Annotated in this window: 18 protein-coding genes; 16 read left to right on the top strand and 2 right to left on the bottom strand. The window is 70.0% G+C overall.

Annotated features, from left to right (window positions below; translation table 11 throughout):
• The first annotated feature begins 33 nt into the window (after nt 1-33).
• The 8 genes from ACSC1Y_RS12920 to ACSC1Y_RS12955 all read left to right on the top strand — a co-directional run bounded on the left by ACSC1Y_RS12920 (nt 34) and on the right by ACSC1Y_RS12955 (nt 10,814).
• Nucleotides 34-1,827: a type II secretion system protein gene (locus ACSC1Y_RS12920; RefSeq protein ID WP_435335299.1), complete on the top strand. Its 1,794-nt coding sequence runs from the start codon at nt 34-36 to the stop codon at nt 1,825-1,827.
• A gap of 64 nt (nt 1,828-1,891) precedes the next feature.
• Nucleotides 1,892-2,413 carry a DUF7283 family protein gene (locus ACSC1Y_RS12925; RefSeq protein ID WP_435335300.1) on the top strand — a complete coding sequence of 174 codons (522 nt, stop codon included), beginning with the start codon at nt 1,892-1,894 and terminating at the stop codon, nt 2,411-2,413.
• Entirely contained in the window at nt 2,406-2,831 is a 426-nt protein-coding gene (locus tag ACSC1Y_RS12930) for a DUF7285 family protein (RefSeq protein WP_435335301.1), read from the top strand. Before ACSC1Y_RS12925 ends, ACSC1Y_RS12930 begins: the two co-directional genes overlap by 8 nt.
• The gene (locus ACSC1Y_RS12935; RefSeq protein WP_435335302.1) at nt 2,828-3,748 is read left to right on the top strand and encodes a DUF7284 family protein; all 921 of its coding nucleotides are present in this window, start codon (nt 2,828-2,830) and stop codon (nt 3,746-3,748) included. Before ACSC1Y_RS12930 ends, ACSC1Y_RS12935 begins: the two co-directional genes overlap by 4 nt.
• On the top strand, nt 3,745-7,392 hold the full coding sequence (locus ACSC1Y_RS12940; RefSeq protein WP_435335303.1) for a DUF7286 family protein: 3,648 nt from the start codon (nt 3,745-3,747) through the stop codon (nt 7,390-7,392). Before ACSC1Y_RS12935 ends, ACSC1Y_RS12940 begins: the two co-directional genes overlap by 4 nt.
• 137 nt (nt 7,393-7,529) lie before the next feature.
• Nucleotides 7,530-8,426, top strand: a complete 897-nt coding sequence (locus ACSC1Y_RS12945) for an SDR family oxidoreductase (RefSeq protein ID WP_435335304.1) — start codon at nt 7,530-7,532, stop codon at nt 8,424-8,426.
• 45 nt (nt 8,427-8,471) lie between these two features.
• Nucleotides 8,472-9,647, top strand: coding sequence for a DHH family phosphoesterase (locus tag ACSC1Y_RS12950; RefSeq protein ID WP_435335305.1), 1,176 nt, complete (start codon nt 8,472-8,474; stop codon nt 9,645-9,647).
• A 78-nt stretch (nt 9,648-9,725) separates the two neighbouring features.
• A complete protein-coding gene (locus tag ACSC1Y_RS12955) occupies nt 9,726-10,814 on the top strand; it encodes an aldo/keto reductase (RefSeq protein WP_435335306.1) in 1,089 nt (362 codons plus the stop codon).
• A 9-nt stretch (nt 10,815-10,823) separates the two neighbouring features.
• On the opposite strand, the gene ACSC1Y_RS12960 is transcribed toward ACSC1Y_RS12955, so the two are convergent.
• Nucleotides 10,824-10,994, bottom strand: a complete 171-nt coding sequence (locus ACSC1Y_RS12960; RefSeq protein ID WP_435335307.1) for an HVO_0758 family zinc finger protein — start codon at nt 10,992-10,994, stop codon at nt 10,824-10,826.
• A 258-nt stretch (nt 10,995-11,252) separates the two neighbouring features.
• Between ACSC1Y_RS12960 and ACSC1Y_RS12965 the strand changes: the two genes are divergently transcribed.
• The 6 genes from ACSC1Y_RS12965 to ACSC1Y_RS12990 all read left to right on the top strand — a co-directional run bounded on the left by ACSC1Y_RS12965 (nt 11,253) and on the right by ACSC1Y_RS12990 (nt 16,281).
• Entirely contained in the window at nt 11,253-12,431 is a 1,179-nt protein-coding gene (locus tag ACSC1Y_RS12965) for an MFS transporter (RefSeq protein ID WP_435335786.1), read from the top strand.
• A gap of 89 nt (nt 12,432-12,520) precedes the next feature.
• Nucleotides 12,521-13,636, top strand: a complete 1,116-nt coding sequence (locus ACSC1Y_RS12970) for a glycosyltransferase family protein (protein WP_435335308.1) — start codon at nt 12,521-12,523, stop codon at nt 13,634-13,636.
• Nucleotides 13,637-13,717: 81 nt separating this feature from the next.
• Nucleotides 13,718-14,191 carry a DUF7109 family protein gene (locus ACSC1Y_RS12975; RefSeq protein ID WP_435335309.1) on the top strand — a complete coding sequence of 158 codons (474 nt, stop codon included), beginning with the start codon at nt 13,718-13,720 and terminating at the stop codon, nt 14,189-14,191.
• A 271-nt stretch (nt 14,192-14,462) separates the two neighbouring features.
• Nucleotides 14,463-15,038, top strand: coding sequence for an NUDIX hydrolase (locus tag ACSC1Y_RS12980; protein ID WP_435335310.1), 576 nt, complete (start codon nt 14,463-14,465; stop codon nt 15,036-15,038).
• Nucleotides 15,039-15,150: 112 nt separating this feature from the next.
• Complete coding sequence (locus tag ACSC1Y_RS12985; RefSeq protein ID WP_435335311.1) at nt 15,151-15,324, top strand: hypothetical protein; 174 nt, start codon at nt 15,151-15,153, stop codon at nt 15,322-15,324.
• Nucleotides 15,325-15,498: 174 nt separating this feature from the next.
• Entirely contained in the window at nt 15,499-16,281 is a 783-nt protein-coding gene (locus ACSC1Y_RS12990) for a DUF7388 family protein (RefSeq protein ID WP_435335312.1), read from the top strand.
• A gap of 28 nt (nt 16,282-16,309) precedes the next feature.
• Here the strand turns inward: ACSC1Y_RS12990 and ACSC1Y_RS12995 are convergent, their stop codons facing one another.
• On the bottom strand, nt 16,310-17,500 hold the full coding sequence (locus ACSC1Y_RS12995; protein ID WP_435335313.1) for a phosphotransferase family protein: 1,191 nt from the start codon (nt 17,498-17,500) through the stop codon (nt 16,310-16,312).
• A 131-nt stretch (nt 17,501-17,631) separates the two neighbouring features.
• Here ACSC1Y_RS12995 and ACSC1Y_RS13000 point away from each other — a divergent pair, with 131 nt between their 5' ends.
• A complete protein-coding gene (locus ACSC1Y_RS13000; protein ID WP_435335314.1) occupies nt 17,632-18,396 on the top strand; it encodes a creatininase family protein in 765 nt (254 codons plus the stop codon).
• Nucleotides 18,393-19,538 (top strand): NAD(P)/FAD-dependent oxidoreductase, encoded by a 1,146-nt coding sequence (locus tag ACSC1Y_RS13005; RefSeq protein WP_435335315.1) that lies wholly within the window; start codon nt 18,393-18,395, stop codon nt 19,536-19,538. The genes ACSC1Y_RS13000 and ACSC1Y_RS13005 overlap by 4 nt, the downstream gene beginning before the upstream one ends.
• The last annotated feature ends 38 nt before the right edge of the window (nt 19,539-19,576 follow it).

The following is a 19,576-nucleotide window of genomic DNA, read 5'->3' on the forward strand; positions in this document are numbered from 1 at the left end:
ACCGGCCGGAAGCGTAGTGCTGAGAGCGCCTGGGTGCGAGCGCTCCGACTGCTCGCGCGGTGCTACCCGTGGCCGGTTTCGGTCAGCGACGACCTCGACGACGCGCTGGAACGGGCCGATCTGGCGGGTCTCTCCGGCGAGATGGTCGTCCGGGCCGGTTGGGCTGCGGGAGGACTCGTGGCGCTCCTGGTCGCGAGCGTGGCCGTCGCCGTCGGACTTTCGGCCCCGGCTGCGTTCTCCCCGTCGCCGGTGCCGGTCGCACTCGCAGGCCTCGCCGCCGGGCTGGGGACCACCCACCTGGTCCACAGCGCTCCAGCGGCCGTTACCCGGATTCGGCGCACAGCTGCTCTGGGAGACGCGCCCGACCTCGTCGGCCGGGCCGTCCTCCGGCTCCACGTCGAACCGACCATCGAGGGTGCCGTAGCGTTCGCCGCGGCTACAGACGACGGCCCCCTCGCGGCGAGTCTCGCCCGGCACGTGCGACGCGCGACCGGGAGACCGGACGCCGGAATCGGGTCGTTCGTCGCGGAGTGGGGCGAGGAGTTTCCAGCCCTTCGGCGGGCGTTGCTCCTCGTCGACGCGGCAGCCGCGGCCCCTCCGTCCGAACGCGTCCGGACGCTCGACCGGGCGATGACGGCCGTCCTGCACGGGACTCGCGAGCGGCTCGCCACGTTCGCCGCCGAGGTTCAGGGACCCGTGACCGGTCTCTACGCCTTCGGCGTGTTGCTCCCGCTCGCACTCGTCGCCGTTCTCCCGGCAGCCCGTGTCGCCGGCGTCCCCGTGACCGTGGGCGGCGTCGTCCTCGTCTACGACGTGCTCCTGCCGGCTGGTCTCCTCGTCGTGAGTCTCTGGTTGCTCACCCGCCGTCCCGTCGCCTTCCCGCCGCCGGTCGTCCCGCGGTCGCACCCCGACGTTCCGACCGGGCTGGGACGAGCAGCGGCCGCTGGCCTCGGCGGCGCACTGCTCGCGGGGGTGACTGCCGTGGCGGTCGCTCCGGACTGGACGGTGCTGGTCCTGACGCCGGCGGTCGGGGTCGGCCTCGCGCTCTTCGTCCACTCCCGCCCCGTCGCGGCGGTTCGAGACCACGCGCGGGCGGTCGAGGCGAACCTCGTCGACGCGCTGTACCTGACCGGACGCCGGGTCGCGGAGGGCGAGGCCGTCGAGAGCGCCATCGACCACGCCGCGGGTGAGGTGGCCGGCGCGACCGCCGAGACGTTCGCCCGGGCCGCGCACCGTCAGCGACAGCTCCGCGTCGGCGTCCACGAAGCCTTCCTCGGTGAACACGGCGCCCTCGCCACCGTCCCGAGTCCGCGCACCCGGAGCACCGCGGCGTTGCTCGCGCTGGCCGCCAGCGAGGGAGCACCCGCCGGCAGGGCCATCGTCTCGATGGCGGACCACCTCGAGGACCTGCAGGCGCTCGAACGGGAGTGTCGCCACGACCTCGCTCGCGTGACGGGCTCGCTCCGGTCGACCGCGACCACGTTCGCGCCACTCGTCGGCGGGGCGACCGTCGCCCTCGCGGATGGCATGCGGGCATCCGGAACGGGCGCGGCCGCACTGGGAGGTGGCGGTTCGACGGGTGGGACGGGAACGGCAATCGCTGGTCCGGGAGCCCCCGGTGGTGCCGAACTCGCGCTGGCGACCGGCTCACTCGGGCTCGCGGTCGGTGGCTACGTACTCATCCTCTCCGTCCTGTTGACCGTCCTCGCAACGGGCCTCGAGCACGGGTTCGACCGGGCGCTCCTCGGCGTCCGCGTCGGACGGGCACTCCCCACCGCGGCGGTCGTCTTCGTCGCCGCCGTCGTTCTCGCGGGTGGCGTCGTCTGACCGGCGCGAGACGACCGCGAGACACGACTGAGGGTTTACATACGAGCGAGCGGCCACAGCCGGCATGCTCGACCTCACAATCGACGCGTGGTACTGCTGGTTCGGCGTCGCGGTCGTCAGCGTCGCCGTCGCCGGCGTCGCGGTCGAACTCCCGTCGACGGCCCCGCCCGACGCGGCTGCTGCCGTGGCGACCATCGACGCCGTCGCCGGCGCGACCTATCCGACCACGGCCGTCCACCCGCTCGACGCGACCGCCATCCGACTCGACTCGGACCGGCTCTCGCTCCGTAATCCGGGCGGGAAGAGCCACGCGACCGTCGCCTTCGGGCCGGTCGTGTTCGCACCTGCAGGGAGCCGGCTCGAACGAGTCGCGGCGGGGGCCGCACCGGACACCGAGTTCGGCGACCCGGCCGACTTCGAGGAAGCCGTCGCCCGTGCAGAGACGCGCTCCAGAACGACGGGCTGGCGACCGGTCGAAGACCGGCTCGTCGTCCGCCGCGTCCACTGGGGCGACGTGGCCGTCACGCTGGTCGCCGTCGGTGGAACGGATTGGCAGGATAGCGGAACGGGTGGCCGAGATGCGTGAACCGGCCAGGGTCGGCGCACAACCCACCTGGCGCGCCCAGACCGAGCCGACGGCCGCCCTCGTCGCCGTCTTCGCCGTCTGTGTCGGACTCGCCCTCTACGCCGGCACGCTCGACACCACGCTTCGGGACGTCGGACGTGGCGACGACGAGACCAGGATGGCAGAACCCACGCTCGGCCGAGTCTACGAGTCCCTCACCGATGAGGGAGGTATCGCCTCGCCGACTCGACTGTCGGAGACGGACGGTGCTGGTCCCGCAGGCTACAGCGTCGCGGTGACTCTCTCGGCGGGAGACGAGCGATGGCGGGTCGGGCCGGCGTCGCCCGGGACAGCCAGCACCGCGGTTCGACCGGTCAGCGTCCGGCTCGAACCGGGCGTCGTCGTGAGCGGGACGCTTCGCGTGGAGGTGTGGTCGTGAGCCGCCGTTCTACCTGCGAGAACGCCTGCCCGACTCCACCGCCGGACGCTCGCGCCGTCAGCACCGTGCTCGACGTCACGGTCTGTCTGTTGCTCGTCTCCGCGAGCGTGCTCACGTTCGTCGCCGTCTCGCCACCGGAACCCATCGAACGGTCGAGCGCCGCGGATGCGGCGACCCTCCTCGCCGGGACGACCGCGACGGTGAACTACTCGCTCTCTCCCGATGTCGGCGACGCGGAGCCATTGCTCGGCAGATCATCATCCACGGCCGGGACCGCCACCCGTAGAACCGCCCACGGGTCCGTCGCGTCGCTGCTCGCGAGGGCTGCGCTGGCGAACGCGACGGTCGATGGGAGGCGACTCTCGGCTTCTGGCGGCGAGTTCGCAACCGCGGTCGGGAACGCCTCGCGAGCCCGGTTGCGTGTCGTCGAGGGCGAGTGGCAGGTAGCTGCAACCTGGCGACCGACACCCGGCGGACCCGTCGAGGGGCGGGCCACCGTCGGCGCACCCCCGCCGCCCGGGGTCGACGTGCACGCCGCGACGCTTCGTGTCCCCGTCGCCCCGCACCCACGGCTCGTCTCCGGGTCGTGGCGGACCGTCTCGGCCGATGCGGCTGCCGCGACGGTCCGGACGCTGTTCCCCCCGGACGAGTCCCACCTCGCACTGCTCGCCGACCCGCCGACCGACCGGGTGACGGCGCTCCGGTACCATCGGTCGGCTGCTGCGCTGGGCGCGGACCTCGACGGGACCGTAGCCGAGGCCGCCACCCATCGTGCGAACCAGCGTCTCGCGGCGGCCCTCGCCCCACGACTCGAGCGGTCGCTCCGGCAAACGTACGAGACACCGGCGGCCGCGGCCCTCGCGCTCTCGAGCAGCCTCACGACCGTCGTCGTCACCGTCAGGACGTGGTCCGCGTGAGACTGGCGGACGACGAACGGGCGCGGGTTCCGTTCGCGCTCGTGGGTGTCCTGCTACTGGTCAGTAGCGCGACCCTGGTCGGGACGCTGTCGACGCGGCATCCGGGTGGGGCGATTCCCGATTCCGACGTGGCGGTCGAGCGAGCCGAGGGAACCGTCCTCACCACACTTCGGGGCGCTGTCGACCGTGCCGCGCGAAACGCCGGGTCGAACCCGGTCGTGACCCCTGCGTCGACTGGTTCCGGACAGGTGCTGAACGAGTCGAGCCCGTTCCGCGATTCGCTCCGGCTCCGAATCTACCGGCAGGCGAGCGACGCTCTCACCGGCGTCGACGTTTCCGTCGGCGACGCCCGCGTCACGGCGAGCCTTCCGCCGGTCTCTGAATCGGATTCGTTGCGTGCGGCGCTGGCCCGCGTTCACGTCGCCCGAACCGGAAACGGGACTATGGCGGTCCGTGTCGAGGACGTCTCGTTCGCGCTCCGCTACCGGGGACGGGTCGTCGAGAGGGAGGAACGGACCATCTCGTTCACGGCCGCCACACCCGTCCTCCTCGTCCACGACAAGGTCACGGTCTTCGAGGAGCGGCTGAACCGCGGCCCGACCGAGGGTCCTGGCTTCGGCCGTCAGTTCGCCGCCCGGCTCTACGCCTGGGCGTGGGCCCGGGGCTACGTTCAGTACGCCCAGCCTCGCGGCGACACGACGGTCTCGAACGTCGTCTCCCCGGCGTACGTTTCGCTCTCGGCAAACGAGGCCGCGCTCGCGACCCAGCAGGCGACCTTCGGCCGGGCCGACGCCGCTGGAACTCGCGCACTCGGACTGGCCCGCCTCGACCTGCTCGCGACCGAGGGGCTCGGTCTCATGCCACTTCCCGAGACGGGTGTCCCGCCGGGAAAGTGGGTCGACCTCGTCCTGGGCGACCCGTCGGGGACGATGGCGTACGCCACGCCGTCGGTTCCGGAACCGGTGAACACCGGGTACGGGCCGTCGTCTCAGGTCACTGTCGGCGTGAACGAGTCCGCCGACGAGGCGTTCCGGGTATTGCTCGGAACCGACGACGGCGACGGGGAAGACGGGCGGTCGCTCGCGGAGGTAGTCCGACGGGCCTACGGCGCGGACGTCAGGTTCGAGGCGGCCGTCCGTCGTGTCTCACACGACCCTGCGAGACCGCCGACGCCACCGGCTGGTGAGGGCTGGCGCGAGGTCGACTCGAGGACCGACCGTACCGTCACCGTCTCGTCCAAATCCGCGCCGGTCCCCGCGGCGAGCGCCGGCTGGCACCGGCTCGGCTGGTACGAACGCGAGGTACGAGTCCTTCGGACGACGCGAACGACGTGGCACCGCTGGAACTGGACGAACAGGACGGTCGGGGTTCCGGAGATTCGACAGACGACGGACCGACGAGAGAGCCGCTACCGCGTCGGTATCGCTGCGCTCGCGGAACCGTCGCCGGACGTCCCCGGACCAGACAACTCGATAGCCGGTGTCTTCTCGACCGACGGTCCACTCGGCGGCGGGAACCTCTACGAAATCCGTCCCCGAGTTTCGGCGCTCGTCGCCGAGCGGGGCGGAGCGGACGCGCTGGCGAGGCGGGCCGTCGCCGGGACGCTCGACGAGAGCGAGACGAGGGTCCACGTCGCGCCGCCGGACGGCATCGAGGAGTTCGTCTTCGACGGACTTCCGGCGCTCCGAGAGTCTGCTCGGACCGTCACCGTCGAGGCGACTCGCGGGAGCCTCGCGACGACCGAGACCCCCGCGAGGGAACTGGCGGCGAAGCTTCGAACCCGCCGGGCGAGCCTCGTCGCGGCACCGACCACGTACGGGAGCGTCGCGAGCCGGGCCCGGACGGCCGTCAGGTCGGCGTACCTCGACCAGCTCGATAGGGAGCTCTCGGACCGCGCCCGGGCGACCGAGCGCGGCAGGGGTGGACTCGACGACGCACTGGAGGCGGTCGACCTCTCGCTCGCGGGACTCGCGGACACGATGGCCGCCCAGCGGCGGGCGGCCAGTCCCGAGCCGCCGACCCTCGGCGGTGGCCCGGCCGGCCCGCTCCGGCTCCGCGTCGACGCCGTCCCGTCGTACCTGGTCCTGAACGAGGTCGCGTCCGAGCGAGCGGCGTCCATCCGCACGAGCGGCTACCACCCGCTCGTCACCCGGAACCGGAACCTCTTCACGGTGCCGTACGGGGAGGCGGTCGACGCCGTCACGTCCGCCGCGAAAGCTGACGCCGAAGCCGGTCGCGTGGGGCTCTCGGCGGCGACGCCGGGGCTGTTCGCGATGGATGCCGCCGTCCGCGAGATGGACGACCGAGCCGCACGGCGACACCGGGACGAACTCAGGGACGCGGTGGAGGGGACGCTCGACGCGGTCGAATCCCGCGTGGCCGCAGACGTCGCCGCGACCACCGATCTCCGGCGAAGCCAGGCCGACGCGGCGGTCGCCGCCGGGCTGTCGACCTATCCCACGACGGCACACCGGGCTGCTGCCACCGTCAACGGCTCCGCTGCCGGCAGAATGGCCACCGAGGTCGTCGCGCGCTCGGAGCGGTTCGATGGCGGACGCGACCGGGCCGAGCTACGCGTGCGAATCCGTGCCTCACTGCAGGCCGCGGTCGACGCAGAGACCGGGCGGCTCGACGCCGAAGTGCTCTCTGACGCGACGGATTTCCTCCGGTCGCAGCACGACGGCCTCGTCTCGGCGGCGGGAACCGCGATGCTCTCGGAGACGGACCGGGCGGCCCGACAGACACGCTTCGGCAACGAGTCGGTGTACGCGACGTTCGCCGGCCTGCCCCTGCTCCCGTTCTACTCCTGGGTCGCGACGGTCAACGTCTGGGACGTAGAGGCGCGTGGCAGCTACGCCCGATTCACGGTCCGGACCGACTACGGGTCGCCCGCGACGCCCGGCGGGTCGTTCGTCTACTCCCGGGACGGCGCTGCGGTCGCGGTCGACGTCGACGGTGACGGGGTCAGAGAACGCCTCGGCTACGCCGACCGGGTGGCCTTCGAGAGTCGCGTCGGCGTCCTCGTCGCGGTCCCGCCCGGCAAGACCGGCGTCGGTGACCTCGACGGGAACTGGGACGAGCGGTCGGCCGGCTGGCCCTGTCCGGGTCCGCGCGTGTGGCCGCCGCGGGAACCGCCGAGCGGTGACGGCGACGAGGAGGCGTCCCGATGCGGAGCGCCCTTGTATCGCCCTGTCGAAAACCCCGGTATGTTCTACGAGCAGCGGATGGACGTCGACGGACTGTCGCCGGACGACCTCGAAGACGAGTACGCCGCCGACCTCGCGTCGGTCGTCGACTCACAGGGAGTGGACGCGGTCGTCGGCGCCACGGGACTCGACCGGACGACGGTCGAGACCCTCGCGGACGGCGAGGTTCCCGGCGACCTCACACTGCAGGAAGCCGCCGCGGTGCAGTCGCTGGCAGACGGCGTCGCCGACGCCGATACCGTGTTCGAGATGGCGTGCGAGCACCTCTTGCTCGGCATGACGACGGGCGTGATGGACATCGAAGCGGTCGCGATGGACCTAGACGACGAGTTCGACCTCGGGCCGACTGAGATACAACAGAAGATAGAGCGGCGTGCCCCGATGACGTTCCACGAATTCGTCCACGTCCAGCACGTCATCGCCAGCCGCCAGCGGTAGGTATCGAGGCCCAGCCGACCTTACTCGACAGCGGTAGGAACCGCCGTCTCGGTCGAGTCCGTTCGACAACGGTGGGAACCGCGCCCCGGCCACTCCACAGCGGTACCGATTTCTACGCGACTCCCCAAGCGGGGACCATGCGCGTCGCGATCCTCGGCTGTGGCTACGTCGGCATCGAACTCGGTCGCCAGTTGACCAGCGCTGGCCACGACGTGGTCGGTGTCAGGCGCTCGGAGAACGGACTCGCGGCTATCGAGGCCGCCGGGTTCGAGGCAGTCCGCGCCGACCTGCTGGACGCCGACGACCTCGAATCGGTTCCGGACGCGGACGCCCTCGTCTTCGCGGCAAGTACCGGCGGCCGAGGGGCCGACGCTGCCAGACGCGTCTACGTCGACGGGCTGGAGACCGCCCTCTCGCAGTTCGCAGACCGCGAGGAGCCGCCGGAGCGACTCGTCTACACCTCGAGCACCGGCGTCCACGGCGACCACGGTGGCGACTGGGTCGACGAGGACACGCCCGTGTCGCCGACGACCGAGAAGACGCGGGTACTCGCGGCTGCGGAGGAGCTGGCGCTGTCGGCGGGGGAGGAGTTCGGTATCGACGGCACGGTCGCCCGGTACGCCGGCCTCTACGGCCCCGACCGTTACCGACTGGAGCGATACCTCTCCGGCCCCGTCACGGAGGGCTACCTGAACATGGTCCACCGGGACGACGCGGCCGGCGCCGTTCGGTTCCTCCTCGAATCGGACCTGGCTCGCGGGGAGGTGGTCCAGGTGGTCGACGACGAGCCCGTCTCGAAGTGGACGTTCGCGGACTGGCTCGCGGACGAGTGTGGGGTCGAGCGACCTGCGAAGCAGACGGTGGAAGAACGGCTCGCGGACGGGGAGCTCTCGGAACCGGCAGAGCGCCGGCTGCGCACGTCGAAACGGTGTTCGAACGAGAAACTCCGCGGGCTCGACTACGAGTTCGCCTACCCGACCTACCGCGAAGGCTACCGGGATGCGGTGGACATGTACCGCCAGAGACACGCGTGACCATCTTGGGGAACATTCTTAGCGGTCCACCGTGACGAGGGTGTTATGTGGCTGGCTGGCACCCCCCTCACCGCCGCTTTCACCGCGGACGGTGTGGTGGAGACGGCCACGAGCGACCCACTGACACTCGTGGCACTGGTGGTCGGTGCACTCGCGGTTGGGACAGGCGTCCGGCTGGGCGTGCGACACTTCCGCCGCTCCCCCGGTGAGCGGTTCCTCCGCGCGTTGCGAAAGACCGACGAGGTTACCGTACTGTTGCACCCGAACCCGGACCCGGACGCGATGGCCTGTGGCATGGCCGCCGCCCGGCTCTGTGAACACGCCGGCGTCGACGTCCATCTGCAGTACCCCGGCGAGATTCGTCACCAGGAGAACCGGGCGTTCAGAACCGTCCTCGAACTCGACGCCGAGCGTATCGAGACGGCAGCCGACCTCGCGAGCGACGACATCATCCTCGTCGACCACAACACGCCGCGTGGCTTCCAGGGTGCGCGTGCGGTCGAACCGTACGCCATCGTCGACCACCATCCCGGGAACGGAACGGGCATCGCGTTCACCGACGTACGGACGGACTACGGCGCCTGCTCGACCGTCTTCGCGGAGTACTTCATTGACCTCGGTGCGACCGTGGGCAACGGGACCGGCGATTCCGACGAACTCACACTTCCGTCGGCGACGGCGACGGGGCTGGTGTACGGCATCCAGTCCGACACGAACCATCTGACGAAGGGCTGTTCTGCGGCGGAGTTCGACGCGAGCCACTTCCTCTACGCGGGCATCAACGACGACCTGCTGGACCGTATCGCCAACCCGGAGGTGCCGGCAGAGATTCTCGAGACGAAGGCGAAGGCCATCTACGAGTGCGACGTCGACAGCCCGTTCGCCGTCTGCGACCTGGGCGTCGTTCCGAACGTCGACGCCATCCCGCAGGCCGCGGACGAGCTGCTCCACCTCGAGGGGGTCTCGGCCGTGGTCGTCTTCGGCGAGGACGAGGGCACGATACACCTCTCCGGCCGGTCGCGCGACGACCGCATCCACATGGGAGAGGCGCTCCAGTCCGTCGTCGCCGACATCCCGATGGCGGAGGCCGGCGGCCACGCCCGGATGGGTGGCGGTCAGCTCTCGAAGGACCACATGGAGGGAATCGGCCCCTCGAACGGGGTCTCGCGAGAGCAGTTCAAGCAGGCGCTGTTCGACGCCCTGGCGAGCGGGCGGAAGTGAGTCGAGACAGAGGTCACCGCCGAGCACGCTCGTGGCCGTAACGGGCCCCTTTTTGCCACGCTGATCCAACGCGCGTACATGGTGACGAGTACCGCGACGTGGGCGTATCGCGACGAGTTCCACGAGTCGTTCGGTCGGACCTACTTCCGACGGTTCGGCGACGGGCTGGTATCGAGCATCGGGCTGGGGACCTACCTCGGCGACCCGACCGACGCGGTCGACCAGCGCTACCACGACGCTATCGTCCGGGCGCTGGAATCCGGCGTCAACGTCCTCGACACGGCCATCAACTACCGCTGCCAGCGCTCCGAGCGTGTAGTCGGAGACGCACTCCGCGAGGCGGACGTCGACCGGGACGCGGTACTGGTCGCGACGAAGGGCGGCTTCGTCCCGTTCGACGGCTCGCGCCCCGAAGACCCCGGCTCGTTCGTCCGGTCGGAGTACGTCGAGTCGGGCATCGTCGACCCCGACGACCTCGTCCGGGGGAGCCACTGCCTCGCGCCGGGATTCGTCGACGACCAGCTCGACCGGTCGCTCGACAATCTCGGGCTGGACTCGGTCGACCTGTACTACCTGCACAACCCGGAGACACAGTTGGCGGAGTTCTCCCGTGAAGAGGTCTACGACCGGCTCGAGGCCGCCTTCGAGGTGCTCGAGCGACGTGCCGCGGACGGCGACCTCGGGATGTACGGGCTGGCGACGTGGGAGTGCTTCCGCGTGCCGGCGGACCACGACTCGTACCTCTCGCTGGCGGAGGTGGTCGGGCGAGCGCGCTCGGCGGCGAAGACCGTCGGAAACACGGCCACGCACTTCGGTGCCGTCCAGCTCCCGTTCAACGTCCACATGGCCGACGCCTTCACCGTGAAGGCGCAGCAGTCCGCCGACGGGACGGTCAGCACGCTCGAACTCGCACACAACGCCGGCCTGAACGTGTTCACGAGCGCCTCCATCCTGCAGGGTGACCTCACCACCGGGGTGCCCGAGGCGATAGCGGCACGGCTCGCGGGCGAGACGGCCGTCCAGAAAGCCATCAACTTCGCGCGGTCGGCACCCGGTGTGACGTCGTCGCTCGTCGGCATGAGCCGCGTCGAACACGTCGACGAGAACGTCGCCGCCGGAACGTTCGACCCGATGGGTGCGGACGCGTTCGACGCGACGTTCGAGTGACCGCGCCCGCTAGCGGATCTCCTTCCACTCGCCGCCGCAGTCGGGACAGGCCCGGACCGTGCCGATCTCGTCCGGGTCGTTCTTGGTGTTGAGCGTCTGTTCGCATTCGGCACAGTTGAGTCGCTCGTAGGTGTCTTTCACGAGTGACTTGTCACGGAGTGCCTTTCTGACCGATTTCATTGACGGGCCTACGAGGGCATCCGAGAAAAGTATCGGGGTCCCACATATCGACCCTTCATATGCGTTCTGGCGTTCCGGGTCCGTCGACGACGGTCGTCGGAACGGCGAACGTCACCGTCTGTCGCGTGCGAGGCGCTCTCGAATGAGTTTCGGTTCGAAAGCTTTGAACGCGCGCCCTGAGTAGTGTCGCTCGTGACGGCACAGAATACGAGCGACGGACCCGACCGCAGGCTGCGCGTGTTCGGGTCGCTCTGTGCCATGGTCTTCCTCGTCAACTTCGCGCGGGTCGTCTTCGCCCCGCTGCTCGACCTGTTCGCGGTGACGTTCGGCATCTCCTCCGAGGGAGCGGTCGGGCTCATCGCGACGCTCGCCTGGGTCGGGAGTGCCCTCCCACGGATTCCGACGGGCTACCTGCTGACGCGGTTCTCCCGGCACCGCGTCGTGCTCGGCACGGGCGTCGTCCTGACGCTCTCGGCGGCGTTCACCGCCTCCGCGAACTCGCTCCAGCAGGTCTACGTCGGCTCGTTCTGCATGGGGCTCGCGAGCGGGGCGTACTTCATCGCCGCCAACCCGCTCGTGAGCGAGCTGTTCCCCGAACGCGTCGGCCGCGCGATCGGAGTCCACGGGATGTCGAGCCAACTCGCGGCCGTGAGCGCGCCGCTGTTCGTCGGCGCGGTCCTGACCCGCGAGACGTGGGCCGTGCCCGGGCTCGGGACGGTGGCCTCCTGGCGCACCGTCATGCTCGCACTCACGGCCGTGGCAGCCGCGACGACGGTCGTCTTCTACTACGTCGCCCGCCGAACCGAGATGCCGACGGCGGGCGCGAACGACCGCGACCTGCTCGCCGCTCTCCGCCGCCAGTGGCCCATCGTCCTGACCGGATTCGTCCTGCTCGGCGGGACGGGCTTCGTCTGGAACGGTCTGTTCAACCTCTACGTTCGCTACCTCTCGGCGGCGAAGGGACTCCCGCCGAGCCAGGGTCGGACGCTCCTGACGCTGGTGTTCCTCGCGGGTGTCCCGGCGTTCTTCTTCGCGGGTGACCTCGCCGACAGACTCCCCCGCCTCCCGCTCCTGCTGACGCTGCTCGGCGGATTCGCGGCCGCGCTCGTCGCGCTCACGTTCGTCTCGGGGTTCGTCCCGATACTCGTCGTGACGCTGGCGCTCGGCTACATCATCCACAGCACCTTCCCGACGATGGACACGTTCCTGCTGGACTCGCTGCCGGACGAGAACAGGTCGTCGGCGTACGCGCTCTACTCGGGCTCGATGATGCTGTTCCAGGCGGCAGGGAGCGTCACGGTCGGGGCGTTCGTCGACGCCGGGTTCGGCTACGACGGGGTCTACCGCGGGATGGCGCTCGTGCTCGTGGGCATCTTGCTCGCGCTCACCGTCCTCTACCGGCTCGACCGGTTGCCGACCGGCGCGACGACGGCGTGAGCTGACTGCGGGTTCCCGAGTCTCGGTCCCCCGGCAAGGCGCGCCCGAGTCGGGGCCGTTTTCTCACTCCAGTCCACAGCACGGGATAGATGGAGTACGTACAGGAGCGAATCGCGACGCTCCACGACCTGACGAACCCCACACCCGCCGCGCCCACGGACCGGGCCGCGGTCGTGGTTCCGATGACGGAGCGGGAGTACGCGGGACTTGCCGCCGAGCAGGTGCTGTCGACGCTCGCGACGGTCGACCCTGCCGCTGTCATCGTCCCGCTTCGGGCGCCCGCCGAGTGCGTGCCCGACTTCCGGACGTGGCTCGACTCGTTCGACCTCGACGTCGAACTGCTCTGGTGTTCGGCCGACCCGGTCTCCGAGTTGCTCCACGAACACGGGCTGGAGAACGGCTTCGGCAAGGGGCGCGACGTCTGGCTGGCGCTGGGGCTCGCCGCCGAGCGGGGTGACTACGTCGTCGTCCACGACGCCGACGCGAAGACCTACTCCGAGGCGCACGTCCCCCGCCTCCTGTCGCCGCTCACGGACGGGTTCGAGTTCACGAAGGGCTACTACGCCCGCGTCGAGAACGACCGGCTATACGGGCGACTGTTCAGACTGTTCTACGCACCGGTGGTCCGGGCGCTCGACGACGCCCACGACGCGCCGTTCCTCGACTACCTCGACGCGTTCCGGTACGCGCTCTCGGGCGAGTTCGCCATGACGGCCGACCTCGCTCGGCAGGTCCGCGCCCAGCGCGCTTTCGGCCTCGAAGTCGGTCTGCTCGCGGACACCTTCGCCCAGGCCGGCTTCGACGGTACCGCGCAGGTCGACCTCGGCCGCCACGAGCACGACCACCGCTCAGTCTCGGGTCCCACCGGCCTCTCCGACATGGCCGGACAGGTCGGCCGCGCGCTGTTCAACGCGCTCGACGACCACGGCGTCCGGCCCGACTTCGAGACGCTCCCGGAACGCTACCGCGAGGCCGCGAACACGCTCGTCCGCCAGTACGCCGCCGACGCACGGTTCAACGGACTCGAGTTCGATGCGGTCGCCGAACGCGAGCAGGTCGCCGCCTACGCCGACTCGGTCCGCCCTCCCGAGACCGACACCCGATTACCCGCCTGGGAAGATGCACCGCTATCTCCCGACGCGGTCGCTGCGGCCGCAGCGGACGCGATGGCCGGCCTCGACGCAGACCCCCGGTCGGCCGACTGACTCCTCCTCTCGCACCTTCGGTGACGGTCGAGCGTTCCCTCGGTCGAATGAGTCTTTAGGGGCGACGGCGTGGGCCCCACCATGCGAGTCACCGCAGACGAGCTCGCGGGTGTGGTGGAGCTGTTCGGCGGGCTGACCCGGGACGAACTCGAGACGGCGCTCTCGGAGGTCGCCTACCGCGCGGAGGAAGACCTCGACGTCGAGACCGTCGAAGAGGCCGTCGCCGACGCCCTCCGGAGCTATCACCTCGTCGAGTACGACGACGGCGACCGGACCCTCCTGGTGGACGGGCCGCGCGCCTTCCCAGAGCAACCGCCCCACGGCGAGGACCTCCCGCACATCATGGACGTCGAGCCGCGCCACGTGGACCGCGACCAGCTCGGGAACGCCGTCAGGGACCGTATCGAGACCGAGACCACGCTGGCGCTCGCCGGCGGCGACCACGACCGGATGCGCGACCTGCTCGACGTGAGCTACGACGTCGAAGCCTGGGCACCCGTCGAGTGTCGCGGCGTGCGGGCGCGACTGGACGCGAAGCTCGACGCGAGCGCCTGAATCGGGACGACCACTCTGGCGCGCGCTGCGAGCGTGTCAGGCGGGAGCCTGACCGCGAGTCGGAGACGCGCGAGGGATGAGAAGCGCAGTGGAGCGAAGCGGAACGAGCGTCGCAGTCGGTTGGGGAGAGAGTGGTGCGGTTTTCATTTCCGCCGTGATTCGTGTACTGCGCGTCGGCACCAACAGCCGGACGTCCAACTACAACGACCTCTCTCTGCACACATCGCGCCAATGCGGAACGATTTACCACCCCACACCCTACACACGACCGATGGACCTGCGCCGCGTCGCCGAGTTCACCCCGCGCCCGATAGACGACGAGCAGCACGACGCCGGCGTGCTCATCCCCGTCATCGAGCGCGACGACGGCTACTACCTGCTGTTCACCAAGCGCGCGGACCACCTCGGCAAGCATCCCGGGCAGATGAGCTTCCCCGGCGGCGGCAACGAGCCCGTCGACCAGGACATCCGCGAGACGGCGCTCCGCGAGGCCTACGAGGAGATCGGGATGCACCCCGACGAGGTCGACCTGGTCGGCCGGCTGGACGACATCCGCACGATTACGGAGTACGCCGTAACGCCGTTCGTCGGCATCGTCCCCGACCGCGAGTACGAGCCGAACGAGCGCGAGGTGGCTGAGGTCGCCATCCTCCCGGTCGACGCGCTGGTCGACCCGCTCAACTACGAGTACGACCGGCGGGACCACCCCCACTACGGCGACGTGGTCATCCACTACTTCCACGTCGACGGCTACACCGTCTGGGGCGCGACGGGCCGCATCCTCGTCCAGTTCCTCGAACTGACAACGGACTGGCGCGCGCCGGAGCGAATCGACCGGCGAATCTGAAACGGTCGTTCGACGACGGCCGGGAGGGTCGTGCGGCGCAGCCCAAACGGTCGTGCGGCGACGACGACCGACCGGCGAACCTGCTTTCTGACTGGCAGTCCTACCACCGCACATGACCGACTGCGTCTACTGCGAAAGCGAGGTCGAACGACACGACCCGGTCTACGTCCGGGAAGGCGACGAGAGCGAGGAACAGCCGTTCTGCAACTACGCCTGTCTGGCGGCGTGGGTCGATGAAGAAGAACTGACGTACGGGACGTCCTGTGCGTGGTCACCAGAGCTCTGACACCGTACCGTAACCGCAGCGAAAGCGAGTTCCCCGGCGATACTTCGTCTCGTCCGACACCCTTATGACGAATGCTGGCTTTCCTTGCAGTACATGGTCGCGCAGACGATGGATCGAGTTCCACTCGCACGATAATCGACTTCTCTGTTCTCGTCTAGCTGGAGGTGCTCGCTGATGCTACGCAGCGACGTCTCTCTCGCTCGAACAGGAATCGACGGTATCGCACTGAAGCCCAAGGAGGTCGACCTCTCGCAGGCGGCACGGCTGAACGCCGACCTGCTGGTGATCGACTACGAAGGGCGCGAACACCTGCCCGACGCGACGACCCTGCGCGAACTCTCGCGCGGGGCCGCCGTCATGGTCACGACGCCCGTCCGCGCGGACGGGTTCGACCCGCTCGGGGACTGCTCGCTCGCCGCGACGCTCCCCGAGGAGGTCGGCCGAATCCTCGTGGCAGGCCACGGTGCGTACCTCTCCGAGGAGGAACGCGGGCGGGCGATTGCGCCCCGACTGGGCGAGGCCCGCAAGGCCGACGCCGACGCCTGGGTCGGTACCGAAGGCGTCGAACGCATCGCGATGGCCGCCGGCGGGACGCAGTTCGAACTGCTCTCGCGCTCGACGGCACGGGACATCCGTGCCCTCCGCGCTGCCGGCTTCGACGGCGGGATAGCCATCTACGCGCCCACCGTCCTCACGGACGACGAGGACGAGGTGCTCGACGCGGTCGGGGGCTACGTCTCCCGCCGCGGGGCGGTCGCCCGGGCGCTGCCCGACGACTGTGCCACCGACTCGAGCGCCACGGGCCGCGCCCGCGAAGTCCTGCTCAAGGCGAGCTCGGACTTCGCGCTGGTCGGCGACGTTGAGACCGTCCGCGAGCGGGTCGCGGAGCTGAAGGAGCTCGGCGCCGACTACGTCGTCTCGTACCCCGCCCGCGGGCTGGGCGAGTTCCTGGCCTGAAGCGGGTCGTCCACCGGCTCCCTCGTTTTCAGCGGTTTCTTAGAGAGAGCGCACCGTCGACGATGTCCTCGGCGACCAGCGTCATGTAGTCGACGAGCGGCGGGAACCCCGACTCCTCGCCCGCCGCGACCCGGCAGCGGTGCAGGTCCTCCCAGACCGTCGCGAGCATGAAGGCGGCGTGCGCCCGGTAGAACCGGTCGTGCTCGTACGCGAAGCCGGTCAGCTCCTCGTACCGGGCGACCAGCTCACGCCGGGTCGGACTGCCCGGGTCGGCAGAGAACGGACAGAGGCCGTGCTCGTTCAGCTCCCGCAGGTAGTCGAGTTCGTCCTCTGCGTACTCACTCTCGAGGTCGGCCAGCGACGGCGTCGGGTCGTCCGGGTCCCGCCAGCGGAGCAGCAGGTAGCCGACCTCGGTCAACGGGTCGCCGAGCATGGCGGTCTCCCAGTCCAGGACGGCGGTTATCTCCGGTTCGACGGCACTCCCGAACAGCACGTTGCCCGGCCGGAAGTCGCCGTGGACGAGGGTCGTCCGGGAGTCGTCGGGTGCGTTCTCTCGCAGCCACTCCCCCACGGCCCGGAGCCGCGGGAGCTCGCGGCCGGTCACGCGCTCGCACTCGTCGAGCCGCTCGACTCCGCACTCGACCTGTGCCAGCGGGGGCTGCCGGATGCAGACGTCCTCGAACCGGGAGACGTCTAGCGTGTGAATTTCGGAAAGGGTCTGGAGGAGCTGGTCGGCGACCGCGGCGCGAGAGGTCGCGTTTCGAAACCGCTCTGGCAGATCCGAGCCCAGCGGGACCGTCTCGCCGTCGACGAACCGGGTGACGAAGAACGAGTCGCCGAGGAGGAAGTCGTCGTCGCAGAAAAGGACCGGTTCCTGCGTCGGAACCGGGGTTTCCTGCAGGCGCTGGAGTATGTCGAACTCCGTCCGAACCGGGTTGAACAGACAGGTATCGCGTAGCTTCTGTGGCTTGCGCAGGACGAACGCCCGTTCGTCGTCGGGAGTCGCCACGGTGACGACGAGGTTGAGACCGTCGGCGAGGACCGCGGTCCCGGTGACGGCGACGCCGAGCGCGTCGGTGAGGGCGGACTCGAGACTGGTGGTGTCGACAGAGGCGTCGGCGCCGTCGTCGGAGGTAGAGGTGTCGTTGTCGGAGGTAGAGGTGTCGTTGTCGGAGGTAGAGGTGTGGGTGTCGTCGGCGGAAGATGTGTGGTCGGACATACTCCTGTGGACGGTCGCCGCAGAGGTATAAGCTGCCGGTGGTGTGTGAGTGTCTGTCGTTGTGCGGCCGGCCGGACCCGTCACCAGCTCCCGGTGCCAACATTTAATCGACGACGGCGAGCACCCCCGGTATGCAACTCGCGGCGCACACGACGAGTACGTTCGCAGACCGACTCGACGAGGCCGAGGTCGCACTCCTCCCGGTCGGGAGCGTCGAACAGCACGGGCCGGCGCTGCCCCTCGGAACCGACTTCTTCGCCGCCGAGGGCGTCGCCGAGGCGGTCGGTGAGCGAGACGATACGGTCCTCCTGCCGACGCTGCCGGTCGGCGTGAGCGAGCACCACCGGCAGTTCCACGGGACGCTCTGGACGGAGCCGGAGACCTTCGAAGACTACGTGTTCGACGTCGTCCAGAGCGTCGCGAGCCACGGCGTCCGGAAGGCGGTCGTCGTCAACGGTCACGGCGGGAACACCGAGGCGCTCCAGCGAGCGGCGCGTCGCCTCCGCCGGGCCGAGATCGCCTTCGCCGCGCCGTGGTCCTGGTGGTCGAACCTCGGCGGGCTGGAGGAGGCGCTGTTCGGGACGAGCGGCATCGGTCACGCCGACGAACTGGAGACGAGCATGATGCAACACCTCCGGGGCGAGCACGTCCGCGAGGACCGACTCGACGAGGCCGAATCGGGTGCGGCTCCCGCGTGGGGCAAGTCGGTCCACGGGGCGGAAGTCGGCTTCGACACCGTCGACTTCTCCGAGTCGGGGGCGGTCGGGAAGCCGACGAAGGGGTCCGCAGCGGCCGGCGAACAGCTGTTCGAGCGGGCGACGGAGGAGCTCGACGCGCTGGTCGACTGGCTGGGCGAGCAGGCGTTCGACGAGCTGCTGCCGGAGGAACACCGATGAGCGGAGGCAAGTCCCGTCCCGAATCCGTCGCCGTGGTCGGCGGTGGCGCCATCGGGACGACGGCGGCCTACGACCTCGCCCGCGAGGGCGTCGACGTGACGCTGTTCGAGGCCGGAGAGATCGCCTCGGGGAGCACCGGTCGCGCCTCCGGGTTCGTCTACGACGCCTTCGCCGGAAGCGTGGACGCCAGAATCGCGGACCGGTCGCTCGACCGCTTCCGCGAACTCGACGGACAGGGCAACTTCGAGTTCACCCCGTGCCCGTACGTCTGGCTGGCCCGCGAGGGCGACGAGAAACGGGCGGAGGCCATCCGCGAGCAGGTCGACGGGATGCAGGCGAACGGGCGGAACGTCGAACTCGCGGACCTGGACGACCTCGACGCCGCGTTCGACGACCTCGTCCTCGACGACGTGGGGGTCGCCGCGGTGGCCCACGACGCGGCCTACACCGAGCCGCCGACGTACCCACCGGTGCTCGCGGCGAAGGCCGAGACGGCGGGAGCGACCATCGAGACGGAGACGCCGGTGAGTCTGAGTACCGAGCCGACGGGCGTCATTCCCGCGGGCGAAGACGGAGCGGCCGGCGACGTCGAGCGCTTCGACGCCGTGCTCGTCGCCGCCGGCGCACACACGAAACGGCTGTTCGCGGGCGTCGGAATCCCCATCGCGATGAAGCCCTACCGGGTGCAGGCCCTGACCGCGAGCGACGACCTCGACGTTCCCCTCGTCTACGACGCGACCGGCGGCTTCTACTGCCGGCCGCATACCGACGGCATGCTCGCCGGTGACGGGACGGTCCCGGAGGAAGCAGACCCGGACGACTGGGACGAGAGCGCGGACGACTGGTTCCGGGCCGATATCGACTCAGGGCTCGCGACGCGGGTCGGTCGCGAGCCGGACGTGACCCGGTCGTGGGCCGGTCTGTGCACGGCGACGCCGGATTACGACCCGCTACTGGGCGAAGTGCGCGACGGACTGTACGTCGCGACAGGCTGGCAGGGCCACGGTTTCATGCGCTCGCCGGGGCTCGCGGAGGCCGTCGTCGACGAGATACTCGGTGGGGAGGGAATCGAACAGTTCGACCCGACGCGGTTCGACGGAGACGAAGAGTTCGAGATAATAGAGGGTATGGCGGTCGAGTGAGGGCTGGAGAGGCGCCAGTCGGGCAACTGGCGACCGTT

It is taken from the genome of Haloarchaeobius lipolyticus, from assembly GCF_051208015.1.
GTDB lineage: Archaea > Halobacteriota > Halobacteria > Halobacteriales > Natrialbaceae > Haloarchaeobius.

Bases quoted from the DNA above. Each gene is read 5' to 3' on its own strand.
- ACSC1Y_RS12955 (WP_435335306.1), top strand. From the start codon at position 9,726: ATGGTGACGAGTACCGCGACGTGGGCGTATCGCGACGAGTTCCACGAG.
- ACSC1Y_RS12925 (WP_435335300.1), top strand. From the start codon at position 1,892: ATGCTCGACCTCACAATCGACGCGTGGTACTGCTGGTTCGGCGTCGCG.
- ACSC1Y_RS13005 (WP_435335315.1), top strand. From the start codon at position 18,393: ATGAGCGGAGGCAAGTCCCGTCCCGAATCCGTCGCCGTGGTCGGCGGT.
- ACSC1Y_RS12960 (WP_435335307.1), bottom strand. From the start codon at position 10,994: ATGAAATCGGTCAGAAAGGCACTCCGTGACAAGTCACTCGTGAAAGAC.
- ACSC1Y_RS12950 (WP_435335305.1), top strand. From the start codon at position 8,472: ATGTGGCTGGCTGGCACCCCCCTCACCGCCGCTTTCACCGCGGACGGT.
- ACSC1Y_RS12975 (WP_435335309.1), top strand. From the start codon at position 13,718: ATGCGAGTCACCGCAGACGAGCTCGCGGGTGTGGTGGAGCTGTTCGGC.
- ACSC1Y_RS12985 (WP_435335311.1), top strand. From the start codon at position 15,151: ATGACCGACTGCGTCTACTGCGAAAGCGAGGTCGAACGACACGACCCG.
- ACSC1Y_RS13000 (WP_435335314.1), top strand. From the start codon at position 17,632: ATGCAACTCGCGGCGCACACGACGAGTACGTTCGCAGACCGACTCGAC.
- ACSC1Y_RS12995 (WP_435335313.1), bottom strand. From the start codon at position 17,500: ATGTCCGACCACACATCTTCCGCCGACGACACCCACACCTCTACCTCC.
- ACSC1Y_RS12970 (WP_435335308.1), top strand. From the start codon at position 12,521: ATGGAGTACGTACAGGAGCGAATCGCGACGCTCCACGACCTGACGAAC.
- ACSC1Y_RS12965 (WP_435335786.1), top strand. From the start codon at position 11,253: ATGGTCTTCCTCGTCAACTTCGCGCGGGTCGTCTTCGCCCCGCTGCTC.
- ACSC1Y_RS12990 (WP_435335312.1), top strand. From the start codon at position 15,499: ATGCTACGCAGCGACGTCTCTCTCGCTCGAACAGGAATCGACGGTATC.
- ACSC1Y_RS12930 (WP_435335301.1), top strand. From the start codon at position 2,406: ATGCGTGAACCGGCCAGGGTCGGCGCACAACCCACCTGGCGCGCCCAG.
- ACSC1Y_RS12945 (WP_435335304.1), top strand. From the start codon at position 7,530: ATGCGCGTCGCGATCCTCGGCTGTGGCTACGTCGGCATCGAACTCGGT.
- ACSC1Y_RS12980 (WP_435335310.1), top strand. From the start codon at position 14,463: ATGGACCTGCGCCGCGTCGCCGAGTTCACCCCGCGCCCGATAGACGAC.